Origin of the sequence: Massilia glaciei, assembly GCF_003011895.2 — a bacterium.
GTDB classification, from domain to species: Bacteria; Pseudomonadota; Gammaproteobacteria; order Burkholderiales; family Burkholderiaceae_D; genus Telluria_A; species Telluria_A glaciei.
This window is the reverse complement of record NZ_PXWF02000238.1, coordinates 1-25808: the sequence shown is the minus strand read 5'-3', so window position 1 is coordinate 25808 and position 25808 is coordinate 1. Positions and strand designations below refer to the sequence as shown.

Annotated in this window: 18 protein-coding genes; 11 read left to right on the top strand and 7 right to left on the bottom strand. The window is 65.6% G+C overall.

All coding sequences use genetic code 11. From position 1 onward, the window contains the following. Positions 1-14: 14 nt before the first annotated feature. The 7 genes from C7C56_RS15000 to C7C56_RS14970 form a co-directional block, all read right to left on the bottom strand. Entirely contained in the window at positions 15-1046 is a 1032-nt protein-coding gene (locus tag C7C56_RS15000; protein ID WP_106758184.1) for a glycoside hydrolase family 43 protein, read from the bottom strand. Positions 1047-1550: 504 nt separating this feature from the next. After that, positions 1551-3563, bottom strand: coding sequence for a transketolase (tkt, locus tag C7C56_RS14995; RefSeq protein ID WP_106758183.1), 2013 nt, complete (start codon positions 3561-3563; stop codon positions 1551-1553). Then, a complete protein-coding gene (tal, locus tag C7C56_RS14990) occupies positions 3560-4522 on the bottom strand; it encodes a transaldolase (protein WP_106758182.1) in 963 nt (320 codons plus the stop codon). The genes tkt and tal overlap by 4 nt, the downstream gene beginning before the upstream one ends. Before the next feature lie 46 nt (positions 4523-4568). Beyond that, the gene (locus C7C56_RS14985) at positions 4569-5192 is read right to left on the bottom strand and encodes an HAD-IA family hydrolase (protein ID WP_219933165.1); all 624 of its coding nucleotides are present in this window, start codon (positions 5190-5192) and stop codon (positions 4569-4571) included. Positions 5193-5202: 10 nt separating this feature from the next. Further along, complete coding sequence (gene araA / locus C7C56_RS14980) at positions 5203-6705, bottom strand: L-arabinose isomerase (RefSeq protein ID WP_106758181.1); 1503 nt, start codon at positions 6703-6705, stop codon at positions 5203-5205. 44 nt (positions 6706-6749) lie between these two features. Continuing rightward, positions 6750-7442, bottom strand: coding sequence for an L-ribulose-5-phosphate 4-epimerase (locus tag C7C56_RS14975; RefSeq protein ID WP_106758180.1), 693 nt, complete (start codon positions 7440-7442; stop codon positions 6750-6752). After that, positions 7439-9100 (bottom strand): ribulokinase, encoded by a 1662-nt coding sequence (locus C7C56_RS14970; protein WP_106758179.1) that lies wholly within the window; start codon positions 9098-9100, stop codon positions 7439-7441. Before C7C56_RS14970 ends, C7C56_RS14975 begins: the two co-directional genes overlap by 4 nt. 549 nt (positions 9101-9649) lie before the next feature. Between C7C56_RS14970 and C7C56_RS14965 the strand changes: the two genes are divergently transcribed. From C7C56_RS14965 to C7C56_RS14915, 11 genes are all read left to right on the top strand, one after another. After that, positions 9650-12289 carry a TonB-dependent receptor gene (locus tag C7C56_RS14965; protein WP_106758178.1) on the top strand — a complete coding sequence of 880 codons (2640 nt, stop codon included), beginning with the start codon at positions 9650-9652 and terminating at the stop codon, positions 12287-12289. A gap of 117 nt (positions 12290-12406) precedes the next feature. Further along, the gene (locus C7C56_RS14960; RefSeq protein WP_106758177.1) at positions 12407-13768 is read left to right on the top strand and encodes an MFS transporter; all 1362 of its coding nucleotides are present in this window, start codon (positions 12407-12409) and stop codon (positions 13766-13768) included. Positions 13769-13806: 38 nt separating this feature from the next. Continuing rightward, a complete protein-coding gene (locus tag C7C56_RS14955; RefSeq protein ID WP_106758176.1) occupies positions 13807-14751 on the top strand; it encodes a glycoside hydrolase family 43 protein in 945 nt (314 codons plus the stop codon). 7 nt (positions 14752-14758) lie between these two features. Next, entirely contained in the window at positions 14759-15814 is a 1056-nt protein-coding gene (locus tag C7C56_RS14950) for an aldose epimerase family protein (RefSeq protein ID WP_106758175.1), read from the top strand. 399 nt (positions 15815-16213) lie between these two features. Then, a complete protein-coding gene (locus C7C56_RS14945) occupies positions 16214-17953 on the top strand; it encodes an IlvD/Edd family dehydratase (RefSeq protein ID WP_106758174.1) in 1740 nt (579 codons plus the stop codon). An 18-nt stretch (positions 17954-17971) separates the two neighbouring features. After that, a complete protein-coding gene (gene araD1 / locus C7C56_RS14940) occupies positions 17972-18964 on the top strand; it encodes an AraD1 family protein (RefSeq protein WP_106758173.1) in 993 nt (330 codons plus the stop codon). Then, positions 18961-20532 carry an aldehyde dehydrogenase (NADP(+)) gene (locus C7C56_RS14935; protein ID WP_106758172.1) on the top strand — a complete coding sequence of 524 codons (1572 nt, stop codon included), beginning with the start codon at positions 18961-18963 and terminating at the stop codon, positions 20530-20532. Before araD1 ends, C7C56_RS14935 begins: the two co-directional genes overlap by 4 nt. Positions 20533-20555: 23 nt before the next feature. Further along, the gene (locus C7C56_RS14930; protein ID WP_106758171.1) at positions 20556-21323 is read left to right on the top strand and encodes an SDR family NAD(P)-dependent oxidoreductase; all 768 of its coding nucleotides are present in this window, start codon (positions 20556-20558) and stop codon (positions 21321-21323) included. Between the two features lie 211 nt (positions 21324-21534). Next, the gene (locus C7C56_RS14925; RefSeq protein WP_106758170.1) at positions 21535-23091 is read left to right on the top strand and encodes an alpha-N-arabinofuranosidase; all 1557 of its coding nucleotides are present in this window, start codon (positions 21535-21537) and stop codon (positions 23089-23091) included. Between the two features lie 2 nt (positions 23092-23093). Beyond that, a complete protein-coding gene (locus C7C56_RS14920) occupies positions 23094-24608 on the top strand; it encodes a glycoside hydrolase family 43 protein (RefSeq protein WP_106758169.1) in 1515 nt (504 codons plus the stop codon). Between the two features lie 26 nt (positions 24609-24634). Further along, positions 24635-25666: an arabinan endo-1,5-alpha-L-arabinosidase gene (locus C7C56_RS14915; RefSeq protein ID WP_106758193.1), complete on the top strand. Its 1032-nt coding sequence runs from the start codon at positions 24635-24637 to the stop codon at positions 25664-25666. Positions 25667-25808 lie beyond the last annotated feature (142 nt).

Here is a 25808-nt window from a genome sequence, read left to right as displayed (position 1 = left end):
GCGAGCCGTCGATTTCAGCGCTTTGCCGGGCCGGACGAAGCTTGGTCCGCAACCGGCACGCCAAAATCAGGGCTCCCATCCGCGCGCCACCCGAAAGCCTGCGCCCGCGTCGCCCGATTGGGGTCTTCGAGCGAGTCGCCCTTGATCTCGCGATAGTTGCGCGCGTGGTAGACCAGCACATCGGTCTTACCGTCGGGCGTCGTCGTAAAGGCGTTGTGCCCGGGCCCGTACTGGCCGTTTTCGGCACTGCTGACGAACACCGGCTCGGCCGATTTGCGCCAGGACGCGGCGTCGAGAAGATCGGACCCCGCGTCGGCCGTGAGCAAGCCCATGCTGTAGCTGGCATCGGTCGCGCTGGCCGAATAGGTGATGAAGACCTTGCCGTTGCGGACCAGGACGGCGGGCGCTTCATTGACCAGGTACTTGACCTTCTCCCACTTGTGCTCGGGGGTCGACAACAGCACCGCGGCGCTGTTGATCGAGGTGGGCGTGTCCATGCGGGCGATGTAGATATTGGTGGCGTGCAGTTCCTTTTCTGGGCGGCGCTGGGTCCACACCAGATAGCGCTGGCCGGCGTGGCTGAAGGTGGTGGCGTCGAGCGTGAAACTGTCCCAGGCGGTTTTGAGCTGACCGCGCTCGGTCCAGCCGCCTTCCATCGGGTTCGCGGCGCCGCTTTCGAGCACGTACAGGCGGATCGCCCATTTGTCTTCGGCGCTGCCGGCGGTGAAATAGATAAACCATTTACCGTCGATGAAATGCAGCTCCGGGGCCCATATGTGGTTCCCCATCGGGCCTTTGGCGTGCTTGCGCCAAATGACTTTGGCGTCGGCTTTGCCAAGCTGTTCGAGGGTGCGGGCTCGGCGCAGTTCGATGCGGTCGTATTCCGGTACGGTGGCGGTGAAATAATAATAGCCATCGGTGTGCAGGATCACGTGGGGATCGGCGCGCTGGGGAACCAAGGGGTTGGCAAACTGCGGGACTGCGGCGCCGGCGGCGCCGCAGGTCAGGACAAGGGCGAGGCTTAGCCAGTGCAAACGGGTGAACATTGATTAGTCTCCGGGCAAAAGGCCATTCTAGTTAACGGCGGGGGTGCAACGCCGGCCCGCCAAAAATTTCATCGGTGCGCGTGTTTTGGTTATCGCAGAAAGGGAGGCCGCAGGCGGGCGCCCTGCGGACAAGAGGACGTGCCACCCGCATTGCGGGGCCCGCGGCGGTCGGTTCGGGTGGTTGAAATCAAGGCAGGCGAGGTACTGGGGGCGCTCGGGGCATAAAAATGGCGCCGGATGTGCGTTATACGCGCGTTGCGCCAAATCAAAAGTGAGTATCCATGCGGATTCCAGCCGATCTGCCCATCAAGGCGTAGAACTCGCTGTCCTGCGTTGTGTTCTTCGTTCGCCCTTAGGATAACCACCATCGTCCTCGCGGATGCGCCGACCCATAGACGGTTGCTGAACGCTAACGTTCCATGGGTCCCCGCCTGCGCGAGGACGATGTCGGTTTAGGTTTTTAATTGTAAAGCCTTCGCAATTTCTGCTGCCTCGTGCGCCCCGTTATCGCCCCAGCACTTCCCGCACCTTGCCCACCACGTTCTGCACCGTGAAACCGAAGTGCTTGAACAGCACCGGCGCCGGCGCCGACTCGCCAAACGAGTCGATCCCCACCACCGCGCCTTCGAGGCCCACATACTTGTACCAAAAGCCGCTCACCCCGGCCTCGATCGCCACGCGCGGCACGCCGCATGGCAGCACGCTCGCCTTGTACGCCGCATCCTGCCGGTCGAAGACATCGGCGCACGGCATCGATACCACCCGCACCGCCACCCCGGACTCGCGCAGCGCTGCGGCGCTGGCCACGGCAAGCTCGATCTCCGAACCGGTCGCGATCAAAATCACCTGCGCCCCCGGCGCGTCCCGAAGCACATAGCCGCCACGGAAAATGTCGGCGATCTGCCCCGCGTTGCGTTCCTGGTACGGCAGATTCTGGCGCGAGAAGATCAAAGTCGACGGCCCGTCCCTGCGCTCTAGCGCGGCGCGCCACGCCACCAGCGATTCGACCGTGTCGCACGGACGCCAGTTGTCCAGCTGTGGAATGAGCCGCATCGACGACACATGCTCGACCGACTGGTGGGTCGGCCCGTCCTCGCCCAGGCCGATCGAGTCGTGCGTGAACACAAAGATCGAGCGCAGCTTCATCAGCGCGGCCATGCGCAGCGCGTTGCGGCTGTAATCCGAAAAAGTCAAAAAGGTCGCGCCGAAGGGGATATAGCCGCCGTGCAGCGCGACCCCGTTCATGATCGCGGCCATGCCGAACTCGCGCACGCCATAGTTGACGTGGTTCCCGGGCCGGCCCGAACGCAGCGCCACGCATTCCTTCCAGTTGGTCAGGTTGGAGCTGGTCAGGTCGGCCGAACCGCCCAAAAACTCCGGCAGCACGGGCGCCAGCGCCTGGATCGCATTCTGGCTCGCCTTGCGGCTGGCGATGTTCTCCTTCTTGTCGATGCAGGAGGAAAGCGCGGCCTCGAACGCCTGGTCGAGCGCGCCCGGCAAGTCACCCGCCATGCGGCGCACCAGTTCTGCCGCCAGTTCTGGATACTGCTCGCCATAGGCCGCGAACAAACCATCCCATTGCGCCTCGTCGGCCGCGCCGCGCGCCTTGGCGTCAAAGGCCGCGTACACATCGCCCGGTATCTCAAACGGCGCCGCATCCCAGCTGATGTACGCGCGCACCGCCGCCACTTCCTGCTCGCCCAGCGCCGCGCCATGCACCTTGTCGCCGCCCTGCAAATTGGGCGAGCCCTTGCCGATCACGGTTTTGCAGCAGATCAGGGTCGGCCTGCCGGCGTCCTTGGCCGACGCAGCCGCCGCCGCGACAGCCGCCACGTCGTGGCCGTCGACGGCGCGGATCACGTTCCAGCCGTATGCCTCAAAACGCCGCGGCGTGTCGTCGGTGAACCAGCCCTCGACCTTTCCGTCGATCGAGATGCCGTTGTCGTCGTAGAACGCGATCAGCTTCGATAGCCCGAGCGTGCCCGCCAGCGCGCACACTTCGTGCGAGATGCCCTCCATCAGGCAGCCGTCGCCGAGGAACACATAGGTGTGGTGGTCGACGATATCGAACCCGGGCCGGTTGAACTCGGCGGTCAGCAGATACTCGGCCAGCGCCATGCCGACCGCGTTGCCGAGACCCTGGCCAAGCGGCCCGGTGGTGGTCTCGATGCCCGGCGTGACGCCGACTTCGGGATGCCCGGGCGTCTTCGAATGCATTTGACGGAACTGGCGCAGGTCGTCCAGGCTCACGTCGTAGCCCGACAGATGCAGCAGCGCGTAGTGCAGCATCGAGCCATGCCCGTTCGAGAGCAAAAAGCGGTCGCGGTTGATCCACTTCGGATTGGCCGGATTGTGGCGGTACTGCCCGCCCCATAACGCCACGCCAATTTCGGCCATCCCCATCGGCATGCCGGGGTGGCCCGAATTCGCCTTTTGCACCGCGTCCATGGCCAGCGCGCGGATGGCGTTGGCGACCCTGTTGACTGGCGGCTTGGTGGGCGTCAATGCCGGCGTCATTGGGCCGCCTCCAGATGCCGGCGCACGATCACGTCGAGCTTCTCCTGGTCGATCGCAAAATTGCGGATGCCCTCGGCCAGCTTTTCGGTCGCCATCGCGTCCTCGTTCAACTGCCAGCGGAACTGCTGCTCGGTCAGCGCGGCCGGGCGTTCGGTCTGCTCCTGCGCGGCGCGCAACTGGCGCGGCAGCGGTTCGGTTCGCGCGGCCAGCGCGTCGAGCAGGGCCGGGGCGATGGTCAGGCGGTCGCACCCGGCCAGCGCCTGGATCTCGCCGATATTGCGAAAGCTCGCTCCCATGACCACCGTGCCAAAGCCGCAGCGCTTGTAGAAATTGTAGATCTGTGTGACCGACGCCACGCCCGGATCGTTGAACCCGGTGAAATCGGCGTCGGGCTGCCTGCGCTTGTGCCAGTCGAGGATGCGCCCGACGAACGGCGAGATCAGATACACTCCCGCCTCGGCGCAGGCCTGCGCCTGGCAAAAGCTGAACAACAGCGTCAGGTTGCAGCGGATGCCCTCTTGCTCGAGCACGCGCGCGGCCTCGATGCCCTCCCAGGTCGAGGCCATTTTTATCAGGATGCGCGAACGGTCTACGCCGGCCTCGCGGTACAGCTCCACCAGTTCGCGCGCCTTGGCCAGCGTGGCGCCGGTGTCGAACGACAGGCGCGCGTCGACCTCGGTCGATACCCGGCCCGGCACATGCTTGAGGATTTCGGTGCCGAGGATGACGGCCAGCTTGTCGGTGGCGCCGCCCAGCCACTGCTCGCGCGGACGGTTGGCCCGGGCCCAGGCCACGGCCTGCCCAATCAGCGGCTGGTAGCGCTCCTGCTCGATCGCCTGCAATACCAGCGACGGATTGGTGGTCGCGTCCTCTGGCGAAAACTGGGCGATCGCGTCGACGTTGCCGCTGTCGACGACCACGGTGGTCATGGTCTTAAGTTGTTGCAATTGGTTTGACATGCTGGTTTCCGAATGTGGTGAAGGGTGGCCGGCGGCGCGCGCCGGCCTACAAAAAATAGTTGTTCCCGATGCCGTGCACCTGCAGCACGTCGACGCACGCCATGCCGGCGCTGGTGGCCGCCTGCAGGCCGAGCGGGGCGTCCTCGAACACGACGCAGCGTCCGGGCGGCACGTCCAACAGCGCGGCGCAGCGCAGGAAGGTCTCGGGCGCCGGTTTGGGCTCGGCCACCTGGTCGGCGCCGACCACGTGCGCGAAGTAGCCGTCGAACCCGCAAAGCCGCAGGATTTCGCGCGCCTCCGCCGTGTTGGCGCCGGTGCCGACAGCCATCGGCTTGATGCCGTGGTAGCGGCTGACGACATCGAACAGGGCGGTCGGTCTCACGTGCTGCCGCATGTGCCCGCGCACGAACGCCTCTTTGAACCGGTTCATCTCGTCCAAACTTGCGCTCACGTGGCAGCCGAAGTGGCGTATCAAAATCGCGAGCGTGCCGATGGTTGGCACCCCGACCAGCGAACGCATCAGCGCGTGGTCGACCGGGATCGCGTATTCGGCCAGGGTGGCGCGCCAGCCCAGTTCGTGCAGCCGGCCGCTGTCGACCAGCGTGCCGTCCATGTCGAAGATGAGTGCCGCGTATTGGTCATAGCTTCGGTCGCGCATGAGGTCGAACACGCGGCCCCGGTTAAACGCCGTCTTTCAGATGGTAGTAGGCGGCGTTGTGGCGCAAGTCGGTTTTCATCCCGCGCACGCTGGTGCCGGCCCCGATCACGACCGCCTCGATCCCGGCGATGTCGGCAAAGTCCTGCGCCTCCTCGGCCGTGATGCCCTGGGTGTAGGTGCTGTGGTGGGCGCCGCCGGCGTGGATCCACGCGGCGGCCGCCACCTGCAGGTTGGGACGCGGCTGCCACAGGGCCTTGGCCACCGGCAGCTTGGGCAGCTCGTGCTCCGGCGTGACGGTGTCTACCTCGCTGATGATCATGCGGAAGCGGTTGCCCAGGTCGATCAGCGAGATGCACAGCGCCGGCCCGGCCTTGCCGGTGAAGAGCAGGCGTGCGATGTCGTTGCGGCAGCCGATGGTGTGCAGGTGCACCTCGAGCTTTGGCCGCGCCGCCGCGATCGACGGGCACACCTCGAGCATGTGCGCGCCGAGCACCTGGTCGACCACGCCAAAGTGGTAGGTGTAGTCCTCCATGAACGACGAGCCGCCCGGGCGCCCCTTGGACATCACCTTGGCGATGCGCACCATGGCCGCCGTTTTCCAGTCGCCTTCGCCGCCGTAGCCATAGCCTTGCGCCATCAGGCGCTGGGTGGCCAGTCCGGGCAGGTTGGTCAGGCCGGTCAGGTTCTCGAAGCAGTTGGTGAAGGCGCCAAAGCCGCCGTCCTGCAAAAACGCGAGCATGCCCAATTCAAGCCGCGCCTCGTTCTCGATCATTTCCATCTGGTGCGCGTCGCCGAGCATCGACGGCGCTATCTCGTACGCCTCCTGGTACACCGCGATCTGGCGCGCGACCTGTTCGTCGGTGACCGCGTCGACCACCTTTTGCAGGTCGCCCAGGCCGTAGGCGTGCACCTCGTAGCCAAACTGGATCTGCGCGGCGACCTTGTCGCCGTCGGTCACGGCCACCTGGCGCATATTGTCGCCAAAGCGCGCCACGCGCAGGTTGCGGCTCTCGTGCCAGCCCATCGCGACCCGGCACCAGCTGTCGATCTCAAGCTGCACCGCCGGCGCGGCCCAGTGCCCGACCACCACCTTGCGCTCCTGTTTGAGACGCGTGCTCACATGGCCAAACTCGCGGTCGCCGTGCGCGCTCTGGTTCAGATTCATGAAGTGCATGTCGATGTCGGCGAACGGCAGCTCGGCGTTGAACTGCGTGTGCAGGTGCATATACGGCTTGCTCAACACGCTAAGGCCGGCGATCCACATCTTGGCCGGCGAGAACGTGTGCATCCACAGGATCAGGCCGACGCAATTGGCGTCGCTGTTGGCGGCCTGGCACACCGACAGGATCTCGCCGGGCGACTTGACCACATCCTTGGCCACGATCCGGATCGGGATGTTCGGGGAGCCTGTCAGTTGTTCGGCGATGTGGGCGCTGTTGGCGGCAACCTGCTGCAACACGCCGGGGCCGTACAAATGCTGTGAACCGGTGACCAGCCAGACTTCCTTTTCGCCGTACGTTTTCATGTTCGATTTTCCTGTTTTGATTGTTTGAATTGTTTGAGGGGGAGCTATTTCTGCCCGTAATAGGCGTCTTTGCCGTGCTTGCGCAGATAGTGCTTGTCGGTGATGGCCTGCTTGAGCGGGCCTGTGTCGGCGCGCAGCGTCCGGGTAAGGTAGGCCATGCGCGCGATCTCCTCGAGGATCACCGCGTGCATGACCGCCTCGTCGGCGCTGCGGCCCCAGGTGAACGGCGCGTGCCCTGCCACGATCACCATCGGCGCCTCCATCGGGTCGCGTCCGGCGTAGCAGTCGGTGATCTGGACCCCGGTCTCCTCCTCGTAGTCGCGCGCGATCTGGGCGTCGCTCATGATGGCGGTGCAGGCGATGTCGCCGTAGGCGTAGTCGGCGTGCGTGGTGCCGTAGCACGGAATGCTCTGCTGGGCCTGGGCCCACGCGGTCGCGTAGGTCGAATGGGTGTGCGTGACGCCGCCAATGGCGTCGAAATGGCGGTACAAATGGGTGTGGGTCTTGGTGTCGGACGAGGGCCGCAGGGCGCTGTCGACGACCTGGTTGTCGAGGTCGACGAGCACGATGTCCTCGGCCCGCAGCTTGTCGTAGGCGACCCCACTCGGCTTGATCGCCACCAGCCCGAGCGCGCGGTCGATCTGCGACACATTGCCCCAGGTGTGCACCACCAGGTTGCGGCGGTGCAGCTCCATATTGGCCTCGTAGACGGCACGTTTAAGTTCGGTATGGCTCATTGCACGGCTCCGTTCACATAGTCGCCCAGCGCCAGGTAGTGGCGGTACATGCCGTCGTAGGCGGCCGCCGCGCCCGGGTCGGGCAGGTAGGTTTTGCACACGGGGGAGGCGAGCGCCTTTTGCGCGCTGGCGATGTCGGGGTAGGCCCCGCCCACGGTGGCGGCGAAGATGGCGGCGCCGAGCGCGCAGCTTTCCTCGCTCTCGAGCACATCGATCGGGCAGTTCCAGACGTCGGCGCAGACCTGCATGACAAAGTCCGATTTTTTCGAGATGCCGCCGATGGCGACGACCGCGTCGACCGCCACGCCCTCGTCGCGGAAGCGTTCGATGATCGCGCGCGCGCCAAAGGCGCTGGCCTCGACCAGCGCGCGGAACACCTGCGGCGCCCCGCTGCCCATGTTTAGGCCGGCGATCGCCATCGCCACGCGCTGGTCGGCGTCGGGCGTGCGGCGCCCGTTGACCCAGTCGAGCGCGGTGATGCCGGCCTGGCCCGGGGCCAGCGCGGCGGCGGCCTCGCCCAGCGCGGCCAGGGTGCGCCCCTCGATCTCGCGCCGCAGCGCCGCCTTGGTCGGCGCTTCGAGCAGCGCGCTGGCCTCGAGCAGGTTGGCGAGCGGCCAGCTGACGAGGTCTTTGAACCATGCATACAGGTCGCCAAAGGCCGACTGCCCGGCCTCGAGCCCGACCATGCCTGGCATGACGGAGCCGTCGACCTGGCCGCAAATGCCGCGGATCGACCTGCCGTCGATGTCGGCGTGGCTGGCCACGGTGATGTCGCAGGTCGAGGTGCCCATGATCTTGGTCAGCACGCCCGGCCTGACGTTGGCCGCGACCGCGCCCATGTGGCAGTCGAAGGCGCCAAAGCCTACCGGGGTGCCCACGCGCAGGCCCAGCCTGACGGCCCACTGCGCCGTCAGGCGGCCGCATAGTTGGTCGGCGCTGAAGGTGTCGGCCGGCAGCCGCTCGCGCAGGCCGTCGAGCAGCGGATCGATCGCGGCAAAGAAGGCGTTGGGTGGATAGCCGCCCCAGCTCGCGTGCCACATCTGCTTGTGGCCGGCCGCGCAGCGGCCCATGCGCAGCTGGTCCGGGTGGGTGGTGCCCGTCACGACCGCGCTGATCCAGTCGCAATGCTCGACGAAGGTGTGCGCCGCGGCGGCCACGGCGGGGTCGGCGCGCAGCACGTGCAGCGCCTTGGCCCAGTACCACTCGGACGAATAGATGCCCCCCATGTAGCGCAGGTAGGTGCCGGCGCCGGCGGCGGCGGTGATCTCGCGCGCCTCGCGGATCGCGGAGTGGTCCTTCCAGAGGATGAACATCGCGTTTGGGTTGTCGGCGAACTCGGGCCGCAGCGCGAGCGCGACGCCGTCGCTGTCGAGCGCGATCGGGGTCGAGCCGGTGGTGTCGAAACTTAAGCCCAGCACGCGCGCGGCGGCGCCGGCCGGCGCGCGCTCCCACAGGCCGGCCAGCACCTGCTCGAGGCTGTCGAGGTAGTCGAGCGGGTGCTGGCGGAACTGGTTGAGCGCGGGCTGGCAAAACCGGCCCAGCTTCCAGCGCGGGAAATCGACCGCGTGGCTTGCCACTTCGGCGCCGTCGGCGGTGTCGACCAGCAGGGCGCGGACCGAATCGGAGCCGTAGTCAAGCCCCAAGGCATAGGACGTCATAGGTAACCTTGATGTGTGTTTGGGTGGTGCGGGGCGCCAAGGCGGGCTCGGGCGACGCGTCGAAAGCCAGTTTAAGACGGTTGAAGATTTCAAACTAATCAAAAATTTCGCGTTTCCGATACTGGTTTTGATATCAATTACTGTTGCTTGCAAATTACTATTGCCAAATTGCAATTGCGGTCCGGGCGCGCCTCGGTGTATCTTGTCCTGCCCCAATTTTTTCGCGCGGCAAGGTGGAAGGCCATGCGCCCGCACGCCGGGCGGCTGTGGCTTGCCCGCAACAGCACAAGTTTTTGCGCGGCGCGGGCCGGCTCGAAGTCCCGCCCGGCAACGATTGGCCTCGTCACCACAACATGCCCTCTTCTCTTACGCGAACCTTACAAAACGACACCACAGGCCGCCGGCGCCGGGGTACGCGATACCCGTTTCGGTATCGAAATCGTCAAATAATTGATTGGATTGAATTTTTGCGCGCACCTAAGATGATTTACAGCATGTAGCGCAAATGCCAGTCCATTGAAGAACATAACTAGAAATACAGGGAGACATATGAAGAATTCGAGCCATGGCCCAGCAGCGGCCAACCAGGGCGGCCAGACCCCAACCTTGAAGCACATCGTCGCCGCGCTCGCCGGCGCCGGCTTGATCGGCGCCAGCGCCGGCGCCTGGGCGCAAACGGCGCCCGCCGCCCCTGCCGACGCCGCCGAAGCCGTGCCCGCGGTGGTCGTCGTGACCGGCGTGCGCAACGCGGCCAAGAGCGCCCAGATGCTCAAGAAGAACGCCGAACAAGTCGTCGATTCGATCGTCGCCGAGGACATCGGCAAATTCCCGGACAAGAACGTGGCCGAGATCCTCGGCCGCGTCACCGGGGTGCAGGTGATCCGCCAGAACGGCGAAGCCGGCAACGTCGTCATCCGCGGCCTAGGCGGCGTGGTGACCCTGTTCAACGGCCGTGAAATGTTCACCGCCGCCGGCCGCAACCTGTTCCTGGCCGACGTCCCCGTCGCCATGCTGCAACGGGTCGACGTCTACAAGACCCAGGGCGCCGACATGGTCGAGGGCGGCACCGCCGGCGTGATCGACGTGCGCACCTTCAAGCCTTTCGACTTCAAGGACGGCGTGGTCTCGTTTGCCGGGCGCGTCGAGCACCGCGACAAATCGGGCTCCTACGACCCCAACCTGTCGGGCATGTTCTCCAAGCGCTGGAAGACCGGGATGGGCGAGTTCGGCGCGCTGGCCGGCATCTCCTACCAGCGCGGGCGCTACCACGACGAAACCGCGTGGGTCTCGCCGCCGATGAAAATCGACGGCGGCGTGACCGGTTCGCGCGCGATGGGGCGCGTCATGGGCAACGGCGACCGCAAGCGCCTCGCCGGCAATGCCGCCCTGCAGTGGCGTCCAAACCGGGACATGGAGCTCTACGCCGACGTCATGAGCACCAAGATCGACCACGTCTCGCAGAGCATCTTCTTCGTCGGCGACCTGCCGATCTTCAAGGGCGGCGTGGTCACCAAGATCCCCGGCACCAATTACCTCAACACCATCACACATCCGGGCGCGAGCGAATTCACGCTCAGCTCGACCCAGGCGCGCGACGACTACTCGATGGGCACCCAGGGCGCGCTCGGCGGACGCTGGAACATCACGCCAAAACTGATGGCCACCACCGAGCTGGTGCGCACGGTGAGCAACTACAGGCAGGAAAACCCGATCGTCGACGTGGTCGACTTCTCGGTCAAGCCGATGTCGGCCGGCGTGCGCGACGGCGGCGGCTTCCTCGACTACCCCGGCTACGACATGGGCAAGCCGGCCAACTGGACCCTGTTCGGCCTGTTCGACAACCACAACCATTCCGAGGGCCGCTCGACCGACTGGCGCGCCGACGCCACCTACGACTTCGAGAGCGACGGCCTGCTCAAGGAATTGTCGGGCGGGATCCGGCTGGCCGACCGCAGCGCGCAGTACATCCGCGAAAAGGACGGCTACCGTCCGGCCCCGGCCGGCATCTCGGCCGCCACGCTGCCGGGCATGAGCTGCCTGAGCGCGCGGACCTCCGGCGACTACGGCATGAGCCAGTTCTACGCGCCCTGCCACACCTATCTGCTTAGCAACACCGATACCATCCGCAAGGCCTTCGGCAGCCCCGGCCGCAGCGCCGAGGACCCGCTGTCGTCGTTCAAGGCGCGCGAGGCGACCACCGCGCTGTACGGCAAGGCCAAGTACGGCTTCGAGCTCGGCTCGATCCCGGTCGACGGCAACGTCGGCGTGCGGGTGGTCAAGACCGCGCTCGAAATGGACGGCTTCTCGCGCAATGGCGACGGCGCGCCGCCGAGCCCGCTGGCGATCAAGGCCAACAGCACCGATGTGCTGCCCAGCCTGTCGGTGCGGGCGCACTTCCGGCACGACCTGATCGGTCGCTTCATGGCCGGCAAGGCGATCGAGCGCGGCATCTTCGGCGACTACAACCCGGGCCTGACGCTCAACACCCCGACCCCGACCACCGACGCGGTCGGCTCGGCCGGCAATCCCAACCTCAAGCCGCAGGAGGGCATCAACCTCGACATGGCGCTGGAATGGTATTTTTCCCCGACCGGCTCGATCACCACGGCCGTGTTCTCGCGCGACTTCAAGAACTTCATCCGCCGCAAGGACGAGCTGGAGACCCATAACGGCGTGTCGTACCGGATCAACCGTCCGCACAACACGACTGAAGGCAACCTGCATGGCGTCGAGCTGGCCTACCAGCAGTTCTACGACAATCTGCCGGGCCTGCTGGGCGGCCTCGGCCTGCAAGCCAACATCACCTATATGGATGGCGGCCTGTCGGAAATGGACGCGGCGACCAACAAGATGGTCACCAACACCTTCGCCGGCATGTCCAAGATCTCCTACAACGTCGTCGGCCTGTACGAAATGGGTCCGTGGTCGGGCCGTCTGGCCTACAACTGGCGCGACAAGTTCGTGGCCGAATACAACTACCGCGGCCTCGGCTCCAATCTGATCGTCGCGCCCATCAAGACGCTCGACGCCTCGCTCTCGTACAAGATCGGCAAGGACGTGACGCTCTCGCTCGACGCCAACAACTTGATGGACTCGCCTTACAACGACTACCATGGCGTTGCCGAGTTACCGCGCGACATACGCCGCTACGACCGCGCCATCGGCCTGTCGCTGCGCTGGAAGAAGTAAGAGTAAGCCTCAGCAAGCCTCCTTCCCCCGGCCGATGTGGGTCCAGGGGAAGTCAAGGGGAGGCGTTGCCGGACTTATCCAGCAACGCCTCCCCGTCGTCGTACGGAGATAAGAAAAATGAAAACCCAAAAACTGTCGACCCTGGAGAAGGTCGGATTCGGCGCCGGCGACATGGCCCTGAACGTCGTGATCTCATCGATGATGCTGATCATCACCTTTTTTTACACCGACATCTACGGCCTGCGCACCCAGGACCTGGCGCTGCTGTTCGTCGTCGTCAAGGTCGTCGGCGCGGTGGCCGACCTCGCCATGGGACAGCTGACCGACCGCTTCACCTCGCGCTTCGGACGCTACCGGCCCTGGCTGCTGTTGCTGGCCGTGCCCTACGGCGTGAGCGTGTTCTTCGTCTTCACCACGCCCGACTGGGACTACAGCGCCAAGCTGGTCTGGGCCTACGGCACCTACATCCTCATGACGCTCATGACGGCCGGCGTCGGGATCCCGTATATCTCGCTCATCAGCGGCCTCACCAGCGACCCGCAGGAGCGCCTCTCGGCCAACGGCTACCGCCTGTTCTTCGCCAAGATCGGCGCCTTCATGGTCACCATCATCGTGCCCGTGCTGGCCCAGCAATGGGGCGGGGGCGACGCCGCCGCCGGCTACCAGGCGGCCATGGCCGTGATGGCCGCGATGGGCGTGCTGCTGTTCCTGTTCTGCGTGTTCACGACCACCGAGCGCGTGGTCCACGTGGTCGAAAAACAATCGCTGTCGGAGCAGTTCGCGCTGCTCATGCGCAACGACCAGTGGCTGGTGCTGTGCGGCGTGTGCGTCACCGGCACCGTCGGCTACGTGGTGCGCGGCTCGGTCGCGATCTACTACGCCAAATACTATCTGGGGGGCGACACCGCGACCGTCTCGGCCTTTTTGTCGGTGGGCGTGGCGGCGGCCATCCTGTCGATGATCGCCTCGACCTGGATCACCAAGTTCTACTGCAAGGTCAAGCTGTTCCGCAACACCCAGCTCGCGGTCGCGCTCATCAGCGTGCTGATCTATTACGCGGTCGAACCGGGCGACGTCATGCTCGCCTTCGTGCTCTACTTCCTGCTGTCGTTCGTGGTCGACCTGCACGCGCCGGTGTTCTGGTCGGCGATCGCCGAGACCATCGACTACGGCCAGGTCAAGACCGGCAAGCGGGTCTCGGGCTTCGCCTTCGGCGGCATCTCGGTGTGCCAAAAGGCCGGCATGGCCGTGGCCGGCGCGCTGGTCGGCGTGCTGCTCACGTTCTTCGACTACCAGGCCAACCAGGAGCAAACCGCGCTGGCGCTGACCGGCATCGCGCTGATGCTGACCATCATCCCCGGCTTCTTCCATCTGCTGATGGGCTTGCTGATGTTCAAGTACCGCATCAGCGACGGCTACTACGGCGAGGTCAAGGAGCAGATGCGCACGCGCGGCTTCCTCGCTGCCGAATCGACCTGAAGCCGCACACGAGACCCGACCTGAAACCATTAGAGACCATGCCCACACTGACACCCCTGATCGCGCAGCGCGCCGATCCGCACATCCACCGCCACACCGACGGCTACTACTACTTCACGGCCTCGGTGCCGGCCTTCGACCGCGTCGAACTGCGGCGCGCCACCAGCATCGAGGGCCTTGCGCAGGCGCCCACGGTGGATGTGTGGATCAAGCCCGACAGCGGCCCCTATAGCGAGCTGATCTGGGCGCCCGAGTTGCATTTCAACGAAGGCGCCTGGTATGTGTATTTCGCGGCCGCGCCCAGCCGCGAGATCAAGGACAAGCTGTTCCAGCACCGCATGTACGCGATCCGCAACAGCGGCCCCAACCCGCTCGAGGGGGAGTGGGAGTTCATGGGGCAGATCGACACCGGCATCGACAGCTTCTGCCTCGACGCCACCACCTTCAGCCACAAGGGCGTGCTGTACTACCTGTGGGCGCAAAAGGACGTGGCGATCGAGGGCAATTCCAACCTCTACATCGCGCCGATGGCGAGCCCGTGGCAGCTGGGCGGCCCGCCCGTCATGCTCAGCAAACCCGAATTCGACTGGGAGATCCGCGGCTTCTGGGTCAACGAGGGGCCCTCGGTGCTCAAGCGCAACGGCAAGATCTTCATCAGCTATTCGGCCAGCGCCACCGACGAGAACTACGCGATGGGCCTGCTGTGGGCGGACGAAAACGCCGACCTGCTCGATCCGGGCGCGTGGACCAAGCTTGCGGCGCCGGTGCTGCGGACCTGCTACGAACACCGCGTGTACGGGCCGGGCCACAACAGCTTCACGAGCGGCGCCGACGGCGACACGGTGATGCTGGTCTACCATGCGCGCACCTACACCGAGATCATCGGCGACCCGCTGTGGAATCCGGACCGCCACACCTACGTCAAGGCGCTGCGCTGGGACGAGGCGGGGATGCCCGTGTTCGGCAGCGCCTCGCAAGCCTGAGATCCCCATGCACAAACCACACATCGGACACCGCGCGTTCGGCTCGCTCCCGGACGGCAGGCAGGCGCGCCTGTACACGCTGGTCAACCGCAACGGCATGATCGTGCGGATCAGCGATTACGGCGGCGTCATCACCGAGATCCACACGCCCGACCGCCACGGGTTTTTCACCGACATCACGCTCGGCTACGACACGGTGGCCCCGTACAGCCACGAGAGCCCGTACTTTGGCGCGCTGATCGGGCGCTTCGGCAACCGCATCGCGCGCGGGCGTTTCGAGCTCGACGGCGAGACGGTGCAACTGCCGCTCAACGACGGCGCCAACCATCTGCACGGCGGCACGGGCGGCTTCCACAAGGTGCTGTGGGAGGCGGCCCCGTTCCAGGACGGCGACGTGTGCGGCCTGACGCTGACGTACCTGAGCGTCGACGGCGAGCAGGGCTACCCGGGCAACCTGCGGGTGAAGGTGGTCTACGCGCTTGGCGATGACAACACGCTTGGCGTCAAGTTCCATGCGGAGACGGACCGGGCCACGCCGGTGAACCTGACCCAGCACGCGTACTTCAATTTGGCCGGCCACGGCAGCGTGCTCGGCCACGAATTCACGATCGACGCCGACGCCTATCTGCCGGTCGACGCGGGGCTCATTCCGGAAGGGGGGCCGGCCGGCGTGGCGGGGACGCCGTTCGATTTCCGCAGCGCGCGCAAGCTCGGCGCGCGCGTCGGCGAGCCGCACGAGCAGCTCGCCAGGGGCAGCGGCTACGACCACAACTACGTGCTCAACGCGGGGGCGGGCGGGGCGGCTGTGCGGGTGCGCGAACCGGTGTCGGGGAGGGTGCTCGAGTTGTTCACCGACCAGCCGGGGGTGCAGCTCTACAGCGGCAACTTCCTCGACGGCTCGCTCAGCGGAAAAGGCTGGCGCTACGGCCACCGCGGCGGATTTTGCATCGAGCCGCAGCACTTTCCGGACGCGCCGAACCAGCCTCGGTTTGCCAACACCATCCTGCGCCCGGGGGAGCAATACGAGACCGAATCGCGTTTCCGGTTCTCGGTGCAACGTTAGACCCACGCTGAAATCGCTCCGGTGCGGGATCTGGTGGTTAACGCTGCAGAAATCGAGAAACCGATCTTCATCGATAAAATAACCAACGTCATCCCCGCGAAAGCGGTGACCCAAACTGAGCTTGCCTGTACGCGACGCTCGAACCTTCAGGCCGAGGTTTCGCCGAAAAATTCCCGGGCCAGAAAGTGCGAACGCCGCGTAAAAGACCCGCTCAGTATGGGTCCCCGCTTTCGCGAGGATGACGTTCGGCGTTCACGTTTCCCTCGCAACGACATACCGATTTCGATATCAATCATGAAGAAAAAGTGATTTGAAAGATATCTTTCCCTTCTTTAATATTCCTCCATAGATAGTCTGGCCCCGAGGGCGCAGACACAAGAACAATCTGGGGAGAAATGAATGTCTGAGAAGAAAATGCCGAAGCTGCGCTCGGCCGAATGGTTTGGAACCCAGGACAAGAACGGTTTCATGTACCGCAGCTGGATGAAGAACCAGGGCATCCCAGACCACGAATTCCAGGGCAAGCCGATCATCGGCATCTGCAACACCTGGTCCGAATTGACCCCCTGCAACGCCCACTTCCGCCAGCTGGCCGAATACGTCAAGCGCGGCATCCTCGAGGCCGGCGGCTTCCCGGTCGAGTTCCCCGTCTTCTCGAGCGGCGAATCGAACCTGCGCCCGACCGCCATGCTCACGCGCAACCTCGCCAGCATGGACGTCGAGGAATCGATCCGCGGCAATCCGATGGACGCCGTGGTGCTGCTGGTCGGCTGCGACAAGACCACCCCGGCGCTGCTGATGGGCGCGGCCAGCGTCGACCTGCCGACCATCGTCGTCAGCGGCGGTCCCATGCTCAACGGCAAACTGAACGGCAAGGACATCGGCTCCGGCACCGCCGTCTGGCAGCTGCACGAGCAGATGAAGGCCGGCACCATCACGCTGCACCAGTTCATGTCGGCCGAGTCCGGCATGTCGCGCTCGGCCGGCACCTGCAACACCATGGGCACCGCCTCCACCATGGCCTGCATGGCCGAGGCGCTAGGCACCTCGCTGCCGCACAACGCGGCCATTCCGGCGGTCGATTCGCGCCGCTACGTGCTGGCCCACATGTCGGGTATCCGCATCGTCGAGATGGTGCGCGAGGACCTGCGCCTGTCCAAGATCCTCACCCGCGAAGCGTTCGAGAACGCGATCCGCGTCAACGCCGCCATCGGCGGCTCGACCAACGCCGTGATCCACCTGAAGGCGATCGCCGGACGCATCGGCGTGCCGCTCGCGCTCGAGGACTGGACCCGGATCGGCCGCGGCACCCCGACCATCGTCGACCTGATGCCGTCGGGCCGTTACCTGATGGAGGAGTTCTACTACGCCGGCGGCCTGCCCGGCGCGATCCGGCGCCTCGGCGAGGGCGGCCTGCTGCCGCACCCGGACGCGCCCACCGTCAACGGCAACAGCCTGTGGGCCAACTGCGCCGAGGCGCCGGTCTACGACGACGAGGTGATCCGCAAACTCGACCAGCCGTTGCTGGCCGACGGCGGCATCTGCATCCTGCGCGGCAACCTCGCGCCCAACGGCGCCGTGCTCAAACCGTCGGCCGCGACCCCGGCGCTGATGCAGCACACCGGCAAGGCGGTCGTGTTCGAGGACTTCGACCACTACAAGGCGCGCATCGTCGACCCCGAGCTCGAGGTCGACGCCAGCTCGATCCTGGTGATGAAGAACTGCGGCCCGAAAGGCTATCCCGGCATGGCCGAGGTGGGCAACATGGGCCTGCCGCCCAAGCTGCTCGCGCAGGGCGTGACCGACATGGTGCGCATCTCGGACGCGCGCATGAGCGGCACCGCCTACGGCACCGTGGTGCTGCACGTGGCGCCCGAGGCGATGGCCGGCGGCCCGCTCGGCATCGTGCGCGACGGCGACACCATCACGCTCGACTGCGCCGGCGGCATTTTGAATCTGCATGTCAGCGACGCCGAAATCGCCGAGCGCCTGGCAGCGCGCGCCAAAACCCTGCCGAGCGGCCCCAAAAGCGGCTACCAGCAACTCTACATCGAACACGTGCTGCAGGCCGACGAGGGCTGCGACTTCGACTTTTTGGTCGGCAGCCGCGGCTCGGCCGTGCCCAAGCACTCGCACTGACACTCACAAGGATCCACCATGCTGCTCGTGCAATTTAAGAATGAACAGGGCGAACGCCAGGTCGGCGTGCTCGAAGGCGACACGCTGCGCGTGATCGACGGCCATGCCACCACCTACGCGCTGGCGCAGGCGGCGATGGCCCAGGGCGCCGGATTGGCGGCGCTGGCATCGTCTTGCGCCGGCGCCACCGTGCTGGCCTACGACGAGGTGGCCGCGGCGGGCCGCCTGCTCGCGCCGCTCGACCATGCCGACGAGGCCCACTGCTACGTCACCGGCACCGGCCTGACCCACCTGGGCAGCGCCGACACGCGCGACGCCATGCATAAAAAAATCGGCGGCGACGTCGAGACGCTCAGCGACAGCATGAAGATGTTCCGCATGGGCGTCGAGGGCGGCAAGCCGGCCGCCGGCGAGCGCGGCGTGCAGCCCGAATGGTTCTACAAGGGCGACGGCTCGGTGCTGCGCGCGAGCGGCCAGAGCCTGCCGATGCCCGACTTCGCGCTCGACGGCGGCGAGGAGCCCGAGATCGCGGGCCTGTACCTGATCGGCCCCGACGGCCAGCCGCAGCGCCTCGGCTACGCGATCGGCAACGAGTTCTCGGACCACCTGACCGAGCGCCAGAACTACCTCTACCTGGCGCACTCGAAACTGCGCGTGTGCGGCCTCGGCCCGGCGCTGCTGGTGGGCGAACTGCCGGCCCACATCGCCGGCACCTCGCGCGTGCTCGATCGCGATGGCCGGGTGCGCTGGGAAAAGGCGTTCGTCAGCGGCGAGCAGAATATGTCGCACTCGATCGCCAACCTCGAGTACCACCACTTCAAGTACGCGCTGTTCAACCGTCCGGGCGACGTCCACATCCACTTCTTCGGCACCGCCACGCTCAGTTTCGCCGACGGCGTCAGCGTGCAGGCCGGCGAGAGCTTCGAGATCGAATCGCCCGTGTTCGGGCCCGCGCTGCGCAACAAGCTCGAACTGGTCCCGACCGCGTTTTCGAAGGTGAATCCACTATGAGCATCACAGGCGAAGCACTGATCGGCGGCCAAGCCGTCAAAGGCAACGGCGCCGCGTTCCGCGCCTACAACCCGTCCCTGCTCGCGCCGATCGAGCCGTCGTTCCACATGGTCGACGCGCAGCAGATCGACCAGGCCTGCGCGCTGGCCAAGGCCGCGTTCGACCCGTTTCGCGCCACCAGCGACGCCGGGCGCGCCGCCTTTTTGGAGGCCATCGGCGAGCAGATCTTGGCGCTGGGCGAGACCCTGATCGAGCGCGCGATGCTTGAAACCGGCCTGCCGCGCGCACGCCTCGAGGGCGAACGCGCGCGCACCGTGAACCAGCTCAAGCTGTTCGCGACGCTGCTGCGCGAAGGCTCGTGGCAGGATGTGCGCATCGACAGCGCGCTGCCCGAGCGGCAGCCGCCGCGGCCGGACATGCGCATGCGCCTGATCGGCGTCGGCCCGGTCGCCGTTTTCGCGGCGAGCAATTTCCCGCTGGCGTTCTCGGTCGCCGGCGGCGACACGGCGGCCGCCTTCGCGGCCGGCTGCCCGGTGGTGCTCAAGGCCCACTCGGCCCATCCCGGCACCTCCGAACTGGTGGCGCGCGCCATCGTGCGCGCGGCGCAACAGTGCGAACTGCCGGCCGGCGTGTTCGCGCTGCTGACCGGCACCGGCAACGGCATCGGCCAGGCGCTGGTGGCGCATCCGGCGATACAGGCGGTCGGCTTCACCGGCTCGCGCTCGGGCGGGCAGGCGCTGATGGCGGTGGCGGCGGCGCGGGCCCAGCCGATCCCCGTGTTCGCCGAAATGAGCAGCATCAATCCCGTGATCCTGCTGCCGCGGGCGCTGGCCGCGCGCGCCGAGGACATCGCCGCCGGCTTCGCCGCCTCGCTCACGCTCGGGGTGGGCCAGTTCTGCACCAATCCCGGCTTGGTGCTGGGCGTGGCTGGGGCGGACTTCGACCGCTTCTGCGGCACCGCCGCCGCCGCGCTGGGCACGACCGAGGCGGCCACCATGCTCACCGCCGGCATCGCATCGAGCTACCACAGTGGCGTGCACGCGCTGGCCGCGCAGGACTGCGTCGAGGTGCTGGCGCAGAACGCCCAGGCCGAGGGCAAGGGCGGGGCCGCGCTGTTCAAGACCACGGGCGCGGCCTTCCTGGCCGAGCCGGCGCTGCACGGCGAGGTCTTCGGGCCGGCCTCGCTGCTGGTGGCCTGCCGCGACGCCGACGAAATCAAGGCGATCGCCGAGCACCTCGAAGGCCAGCTGACGGCGACCTTGCAGATGGACGAGGGCGACCTCGAACTGGCGCGCGGCCTGTTGCCCGTGCTCGAGCGCAAAGCCGGGCGCATTTTGGCCAACGGCTTTCCGACTGGGGTCGAGGTGTCGACCGCGATGGTGCACGGCGGCCCGTTCCCGGCGACCTCGGACGGGCGCAGCAGCTCGGTCGGCACGGCAGCGATCGCGCGCTTCCTGCGCCCGGTGTGCTACCAGAACCTGGCCCAGGGCCTGCTGCCCGAGGCGCTCAGGGAAGACAACGACCGCGGCATCTGGCGCCGGCGCGACGGCGCGTTGACCACAGAGTGACGGTCCGAACGCATGGAGATGCTATGAAGAAATCGGCCAGCTACGCCAGCCTGAGGGGCAAGCGGATATTTGTGACGGGCGGCGGCAGCGGCATCGGCGAATCGATCGTGGCCGAATTCGCGGCGCAGGGCGCGCAGGTGGCGTTCGTCGACATCATGCGCGACGCCAGCGTCGCCTTGTGCGAACGGCTCGACGCGGCCGGCTACCGCAGGCCGCTGTACCGCCATTGCGACATCACCGACGTGTCCGCCCTGCAAGCGACGATGGAGGAGCTGGCGGCGGCGATGGGCGACTTCGACGTGCTCGTCAACAACGCCGCCAACGACCACCGGCACCTGATTGAAGATGTATCGCAGCAGGATTGGGACCGCTGCATCGCGATCAACCAGCGCCCGATGTTCTTCACGAGCCAGGCGGTACTGCCGGGCATGAAGCGCAATGGCGGCGGCGCGATCATCAACGTCAGCTCGGTCTGCTGGCGCGTGAAGGGCGGCGGCTACCCGGTGTACGTGACGACCAAGGCGGCGGTGGTGGGCCTGACGCGCTCGCTAGCGCGCGACCTCGGCGCTCACAACATCCGTGTCAACACGGTGACGCCGGGCTGGGTGATGACGCAGCGGCAGCTGGACCTGTGGGTGAGCGACGAGGACCGCGCGCAGATCGCGCGCAACCAATGCCTGCCGGGCGAACTGCTGCCCCACCACATCGCGTCGATGGTGCTGTTCCTGGCCGCCGACGACAGCGCCATGTGCACAGCCCAAGACTTCGTCGTCGACGCGGGCTGGACCTGATCAGAACAGAAAAAAATGTTCCGCTATCGGGGTCAGACCCCGGTTAAGGAAAATTTCATAAGTGCATAAGTGGGGTCAGACCCCGGTTTTTCATAAGTGGGGTCAGACCCCGGTTTTTTGGAAAATTTCATAAGTGGGGTCAGACCCCGGTTTTTCAGGCGGACATCGCAGCCGCATTTAGATAACAAACAACATATATTTGGAGACAAGCATGAACATGGTTAAATCAAGCATTCTGGCGCTGGCCCTTGCGGCCGCGGGTGTAGGGTCGGCCTTCGCGGCCGGGCCGGTGCAGCTCACGATCGATGCCGGCAAGCCCGGTCCGATGATTAATAAAAACGTTTATGGCCAGTTCGCCGAGCACCTCGGCACCGGCATCTACGAGGGAATGTGGGTCGGTCCGAAATCCAAAATCCCCAACACTAAGGGCTGGCGCAACGATGTCGTCGGCGCGCTCAAGAAACTGCACGTGCCCCTCGTGCGCTGGCCCGGCGGCTGCTTCGCCGATGAATACCACTGGAAGGACGGGATCGGCCCGCGCGAAAAGCGGCCAGTCAAGGTCAACACCAACTGGGGCGGCGTCGAGGAAAACAATGCCGTCGGCACCCACGAGTTCTTCGACCTGATCGACCTGCTCGGGGCCGACGCTTATGTCAACGGAAACCTCGGTTCGGGTAGTGTGCAGGAAATGTCGGAGTGGCTCGAGTATCTGACCTCCGACAGCAAGTCGACCCTCGCCAACGCGCGCCGCAAGAACGGCCGCAATGAACCGTTCAAGGTCGCCTATTTTGCGATCGGTAACGAGGCCTGGGGCTGCGGCGGCAACATGACGCCCGCCTACTATACCGACCTGTACAAGAACTACTACAACCTCATGAAGGCGCCGGCCGACAAGCGCCCGAAATTCATCGCCAGCGGCGGCAACGACTACGATACGACCTGGACCGACACCCTGAGCCGCGAGCTCAAAGGGCGCACCGACGCCATCAGCTTCCACTACTACACCATCCCGACGGGCAAGTGGGACGTCAAGGGCGCCGCCACCGGGTTCGCCGAGAACGAGTGGATCTCGACCGTCGCCAACACGCTCAAACTCGACGGCATGATCAAGAACAATGTGGCCAAGCTCGACAAGAACGATCCGGAGAAGAAGATCGGTCTCTACGTCGACGAATGGGGCACCTGGTATGACGTCGAGAAGGGCACCAACGCCGGCTTCCTGTTCCAGCAAAACACGATCCGCGATGCGGTCGTGGCGGCGCTTAACTTCAATATGTTCCACGAGCATGCCGAGCGCGTGCAGATGACCAACATAGCGCAGATGGTCAACGTGCTGCAGTCGATGATCATCACCGAGAAGGACAAGATGCTGCTCACGCCAACCTACCACGCATATTCGATGTATGTGCCGTTCCAGGGCGCGACCACGCTGCCCGTCAAGCTCGAGAACAATGCTGCCTACACACTCGGCGCGGCCAGCGTGCCGGGCATCAGCGCCTCGGCCGCGCGCGGCAAGGATGGCAAGACGTACCTGGCGCTGGTCAACACCAACCCGGGCAAGGCAGCCGACGTGGTCATCAACGTGGCCGGCAAGCAAGTCAACGCCGTCAGCGGCAGCGTGCTGACCGCCGACAAGATGGATGCGCACAACACCTTTAAGAACGCGCAGGCCGTCAAGCCGGCGCCATTCAGCGCGCGCGCCGCGGGCGGAAAACTGACCGTCGCCGTGCCGGCCAAGTCGGTCATCGTGCTGTCGGTGGAGGGTTGAACATGGCCACCATCACGACACGCGCCTGCGCGCTCGCGGTCGCACTGACCCTGACCGCGTGCGGTGGGGGCGGCTCGACCACGCCAACGCCCGCGCCGATACCAACACCGACGCCCACGCCGACCCCGACGCCGCAACCGGCGCTGACGTTCGCCAATGTCGGCGTGCACGATCCATCGGTGCTCAAGGTCGGCGCCGAGTTCTGGGTATTCGGTTCGCACGGCGCCGCCGCCAAGTCGACCGACCTGATGAACTGGACCAAGTTCGCCGACGGCGTCAACGCCGCCAATCCGCTGTTCAACAACGTGACGACCGAGCTGGCCGAGGCGTTCGCCTGGTCGCAGGTGACGACCTTGTGGGCCGCCGACGTGATCCAGCTCGACGACGGTAAGTTCTACTTCTACTACAACACGTGCAAGGGCGACTCGCCGCGCTCGGCCATGGGGGTCGCCGTGGCCGACAAGATCGAGGGGCCCTACGTCAACAAGAAGGTGTTCCTCAAGTCCGGCATGTGGGGCCAGGTCAGCGAAGATGGCGTCAACTTGTATGATGCCCAGGTGCACCCGAACGCGGTCGACCCAGACGTCTTCCGCGACAAGGAAGGCAAGCTGTGGATGGTCTACGGCTCCTACTCGGGCGGCATTTTCATCCTCGCGATGGACCCGGCGACCGGGCTGCCAAAGCCGGGCCAGGGCTACGGCAAGCACCTGATGGGCGGCAACCACAGCCGCATCGAGGGCGCCTACGTGCTCTACAGTCCGGAGGCCGATTACTACTACATGTATTCCTCGTTCGGCGGGCTCGATGCGGGCGGCGCCTACAATATGCGCGTGGCCCGTTCGCGCAATCCGGACGGACCCTACGTCGACGCCGCCGGCAAGGACATGGCCGAGGTCAAATCGAACAAGGCGCTGCCGCTGTTCGACGACGCCTCGATCGCGCCGCACGGCCAGAAGCTGATGGGCAACTTCCAGTTCACGCTGACCAGCGGCCAGACCGGCACCGCGCTCGGCTATGTGTCGCCGGGCCACAATTCGGCCTATTACGACGCCGTCACCAAGCAGAGCTTCCTGATCTTCCACACGCGTTTCCCGAACATGGGCGAGGCGCACGAGGTGCGGGTGCACGAGGTGTTCATCAACGCCAACGGTTGGCCGGTGGTCGCGCCGTTCCGTTACGCGCCGCTGAGCAAGAGCGCCACGACGCTGGCAACCGCGGTCACGAGCGCCGAAGCGCAGGGCAGTTACCAGATGGTCAACCACGGCAAGGAAATTTCGGCGGCCATCAAGGCGTCGCAGGCGATCAAGCTCAACGCCGACGGCAGCGTGTCCGGGGCGGCGAGCGGCACCTGGGTGCATGGCGGCGCCAACAAGGTGACGCTCACGCTGGCCACGGGCGGCGCGTTCAGTGGCGTGCTGTCGCGCCAGTGGAATACCAACGCGTCCAACTTCGTGGTAACTTTCACGGCCCAATCGAACGAGGGCGTCTCGATCTGGGGCACCCGTTCGGGTGATTGATCTTTAATTTTTGCGATGGAATGACGATGAAATCACTGCTGCGCACACTGCTTTGCCTTCCCCTGTTCGCGGCAGTGGCCGCCTGCCAGGCCACCCAGGTCGACGTGCACGACCCGGTCATGGCCAAGGAGGGCAACACCTACTACCTGTTCAGCACCGGCCCCGGCATCACCTTCTACAGTTCGCCCGACATGCGCAACTGGAAGCCGGAGGGCAAAGTGTTCGCCGCCGGACCGGACTGGGCGCGCAAGGCCGCGCCGACCTTCAACGGCCATGTCTGGGCGCCCGATATCTATTTCCACGCCGGTAAGTATTACCTGTATTACTCGGTCTCCGGTTTCGGCAAGAACACCTCGGGCATCGGCGTGACCACCAACACCACGCTCGATCCGCGCTCGCCCAACTACCGCTGGCAGGACCAGGGCATGGTGCTGCAATCGGTGCCGGGGCGCGACCAGTGGAACGCCATCGATTCGCATGTGATCGACGACGCCGACGGCACGCCGTGGATGTCGTTCGGTTCGTTCTGGAGCGGGCTCAAGCTGGTCAAGCTCGACGCCACCCGCACCAGGCTGGCCGAGCCGCAAGTGTGGCACGCGATCGCCAGACGCGCGCCGTCCAAGATGAGCAAGGCCGGCGAGGCCGACGCAGGGCCGGGCGAGATCGAGGCGCCGTTCATCTTCAAGAAGGGCGATTATTACTACCTGTTCGCCTCGTGGGGCCTGTGCTGCAAGGGCCCGGCCAACACCTACCACGTGGTGGTCGGCCGTTCGAAGTCGCTGACGGGCCCGTATCTGGACAAGGATGGCAAGGACATGCAGGGCGGCGGCGGCTCACTCGTGCTGGCCGGCGACAAGGACTGGAACGGCGTGGGCCACAACAGCGCCTACAGCTTCGACGGCAAGGATTTCCTGGTGCTGCACGCGTATGAGACCGCCGACAAATACCTGCAAAAGCTCAAGGTGTTGCCGATGGCATGGGACAAGGACCTGTGGCCAATGGTCGATCAGCAAGACCTGAACCGCTACCAGAGCGTGCGCCTGCCGGGCGTCAAATAACATATCGATACTCGGCGGGGGGCATCAAAAGTCGTGCAGCCGAATCCATCACTAAATTAACCAACGTCATCCCCGCCAACCAACGTCATCCCCGCGCACGCGGGGACCCAGGGGGACGATTCGAGGTCCGTACCGGCCACCA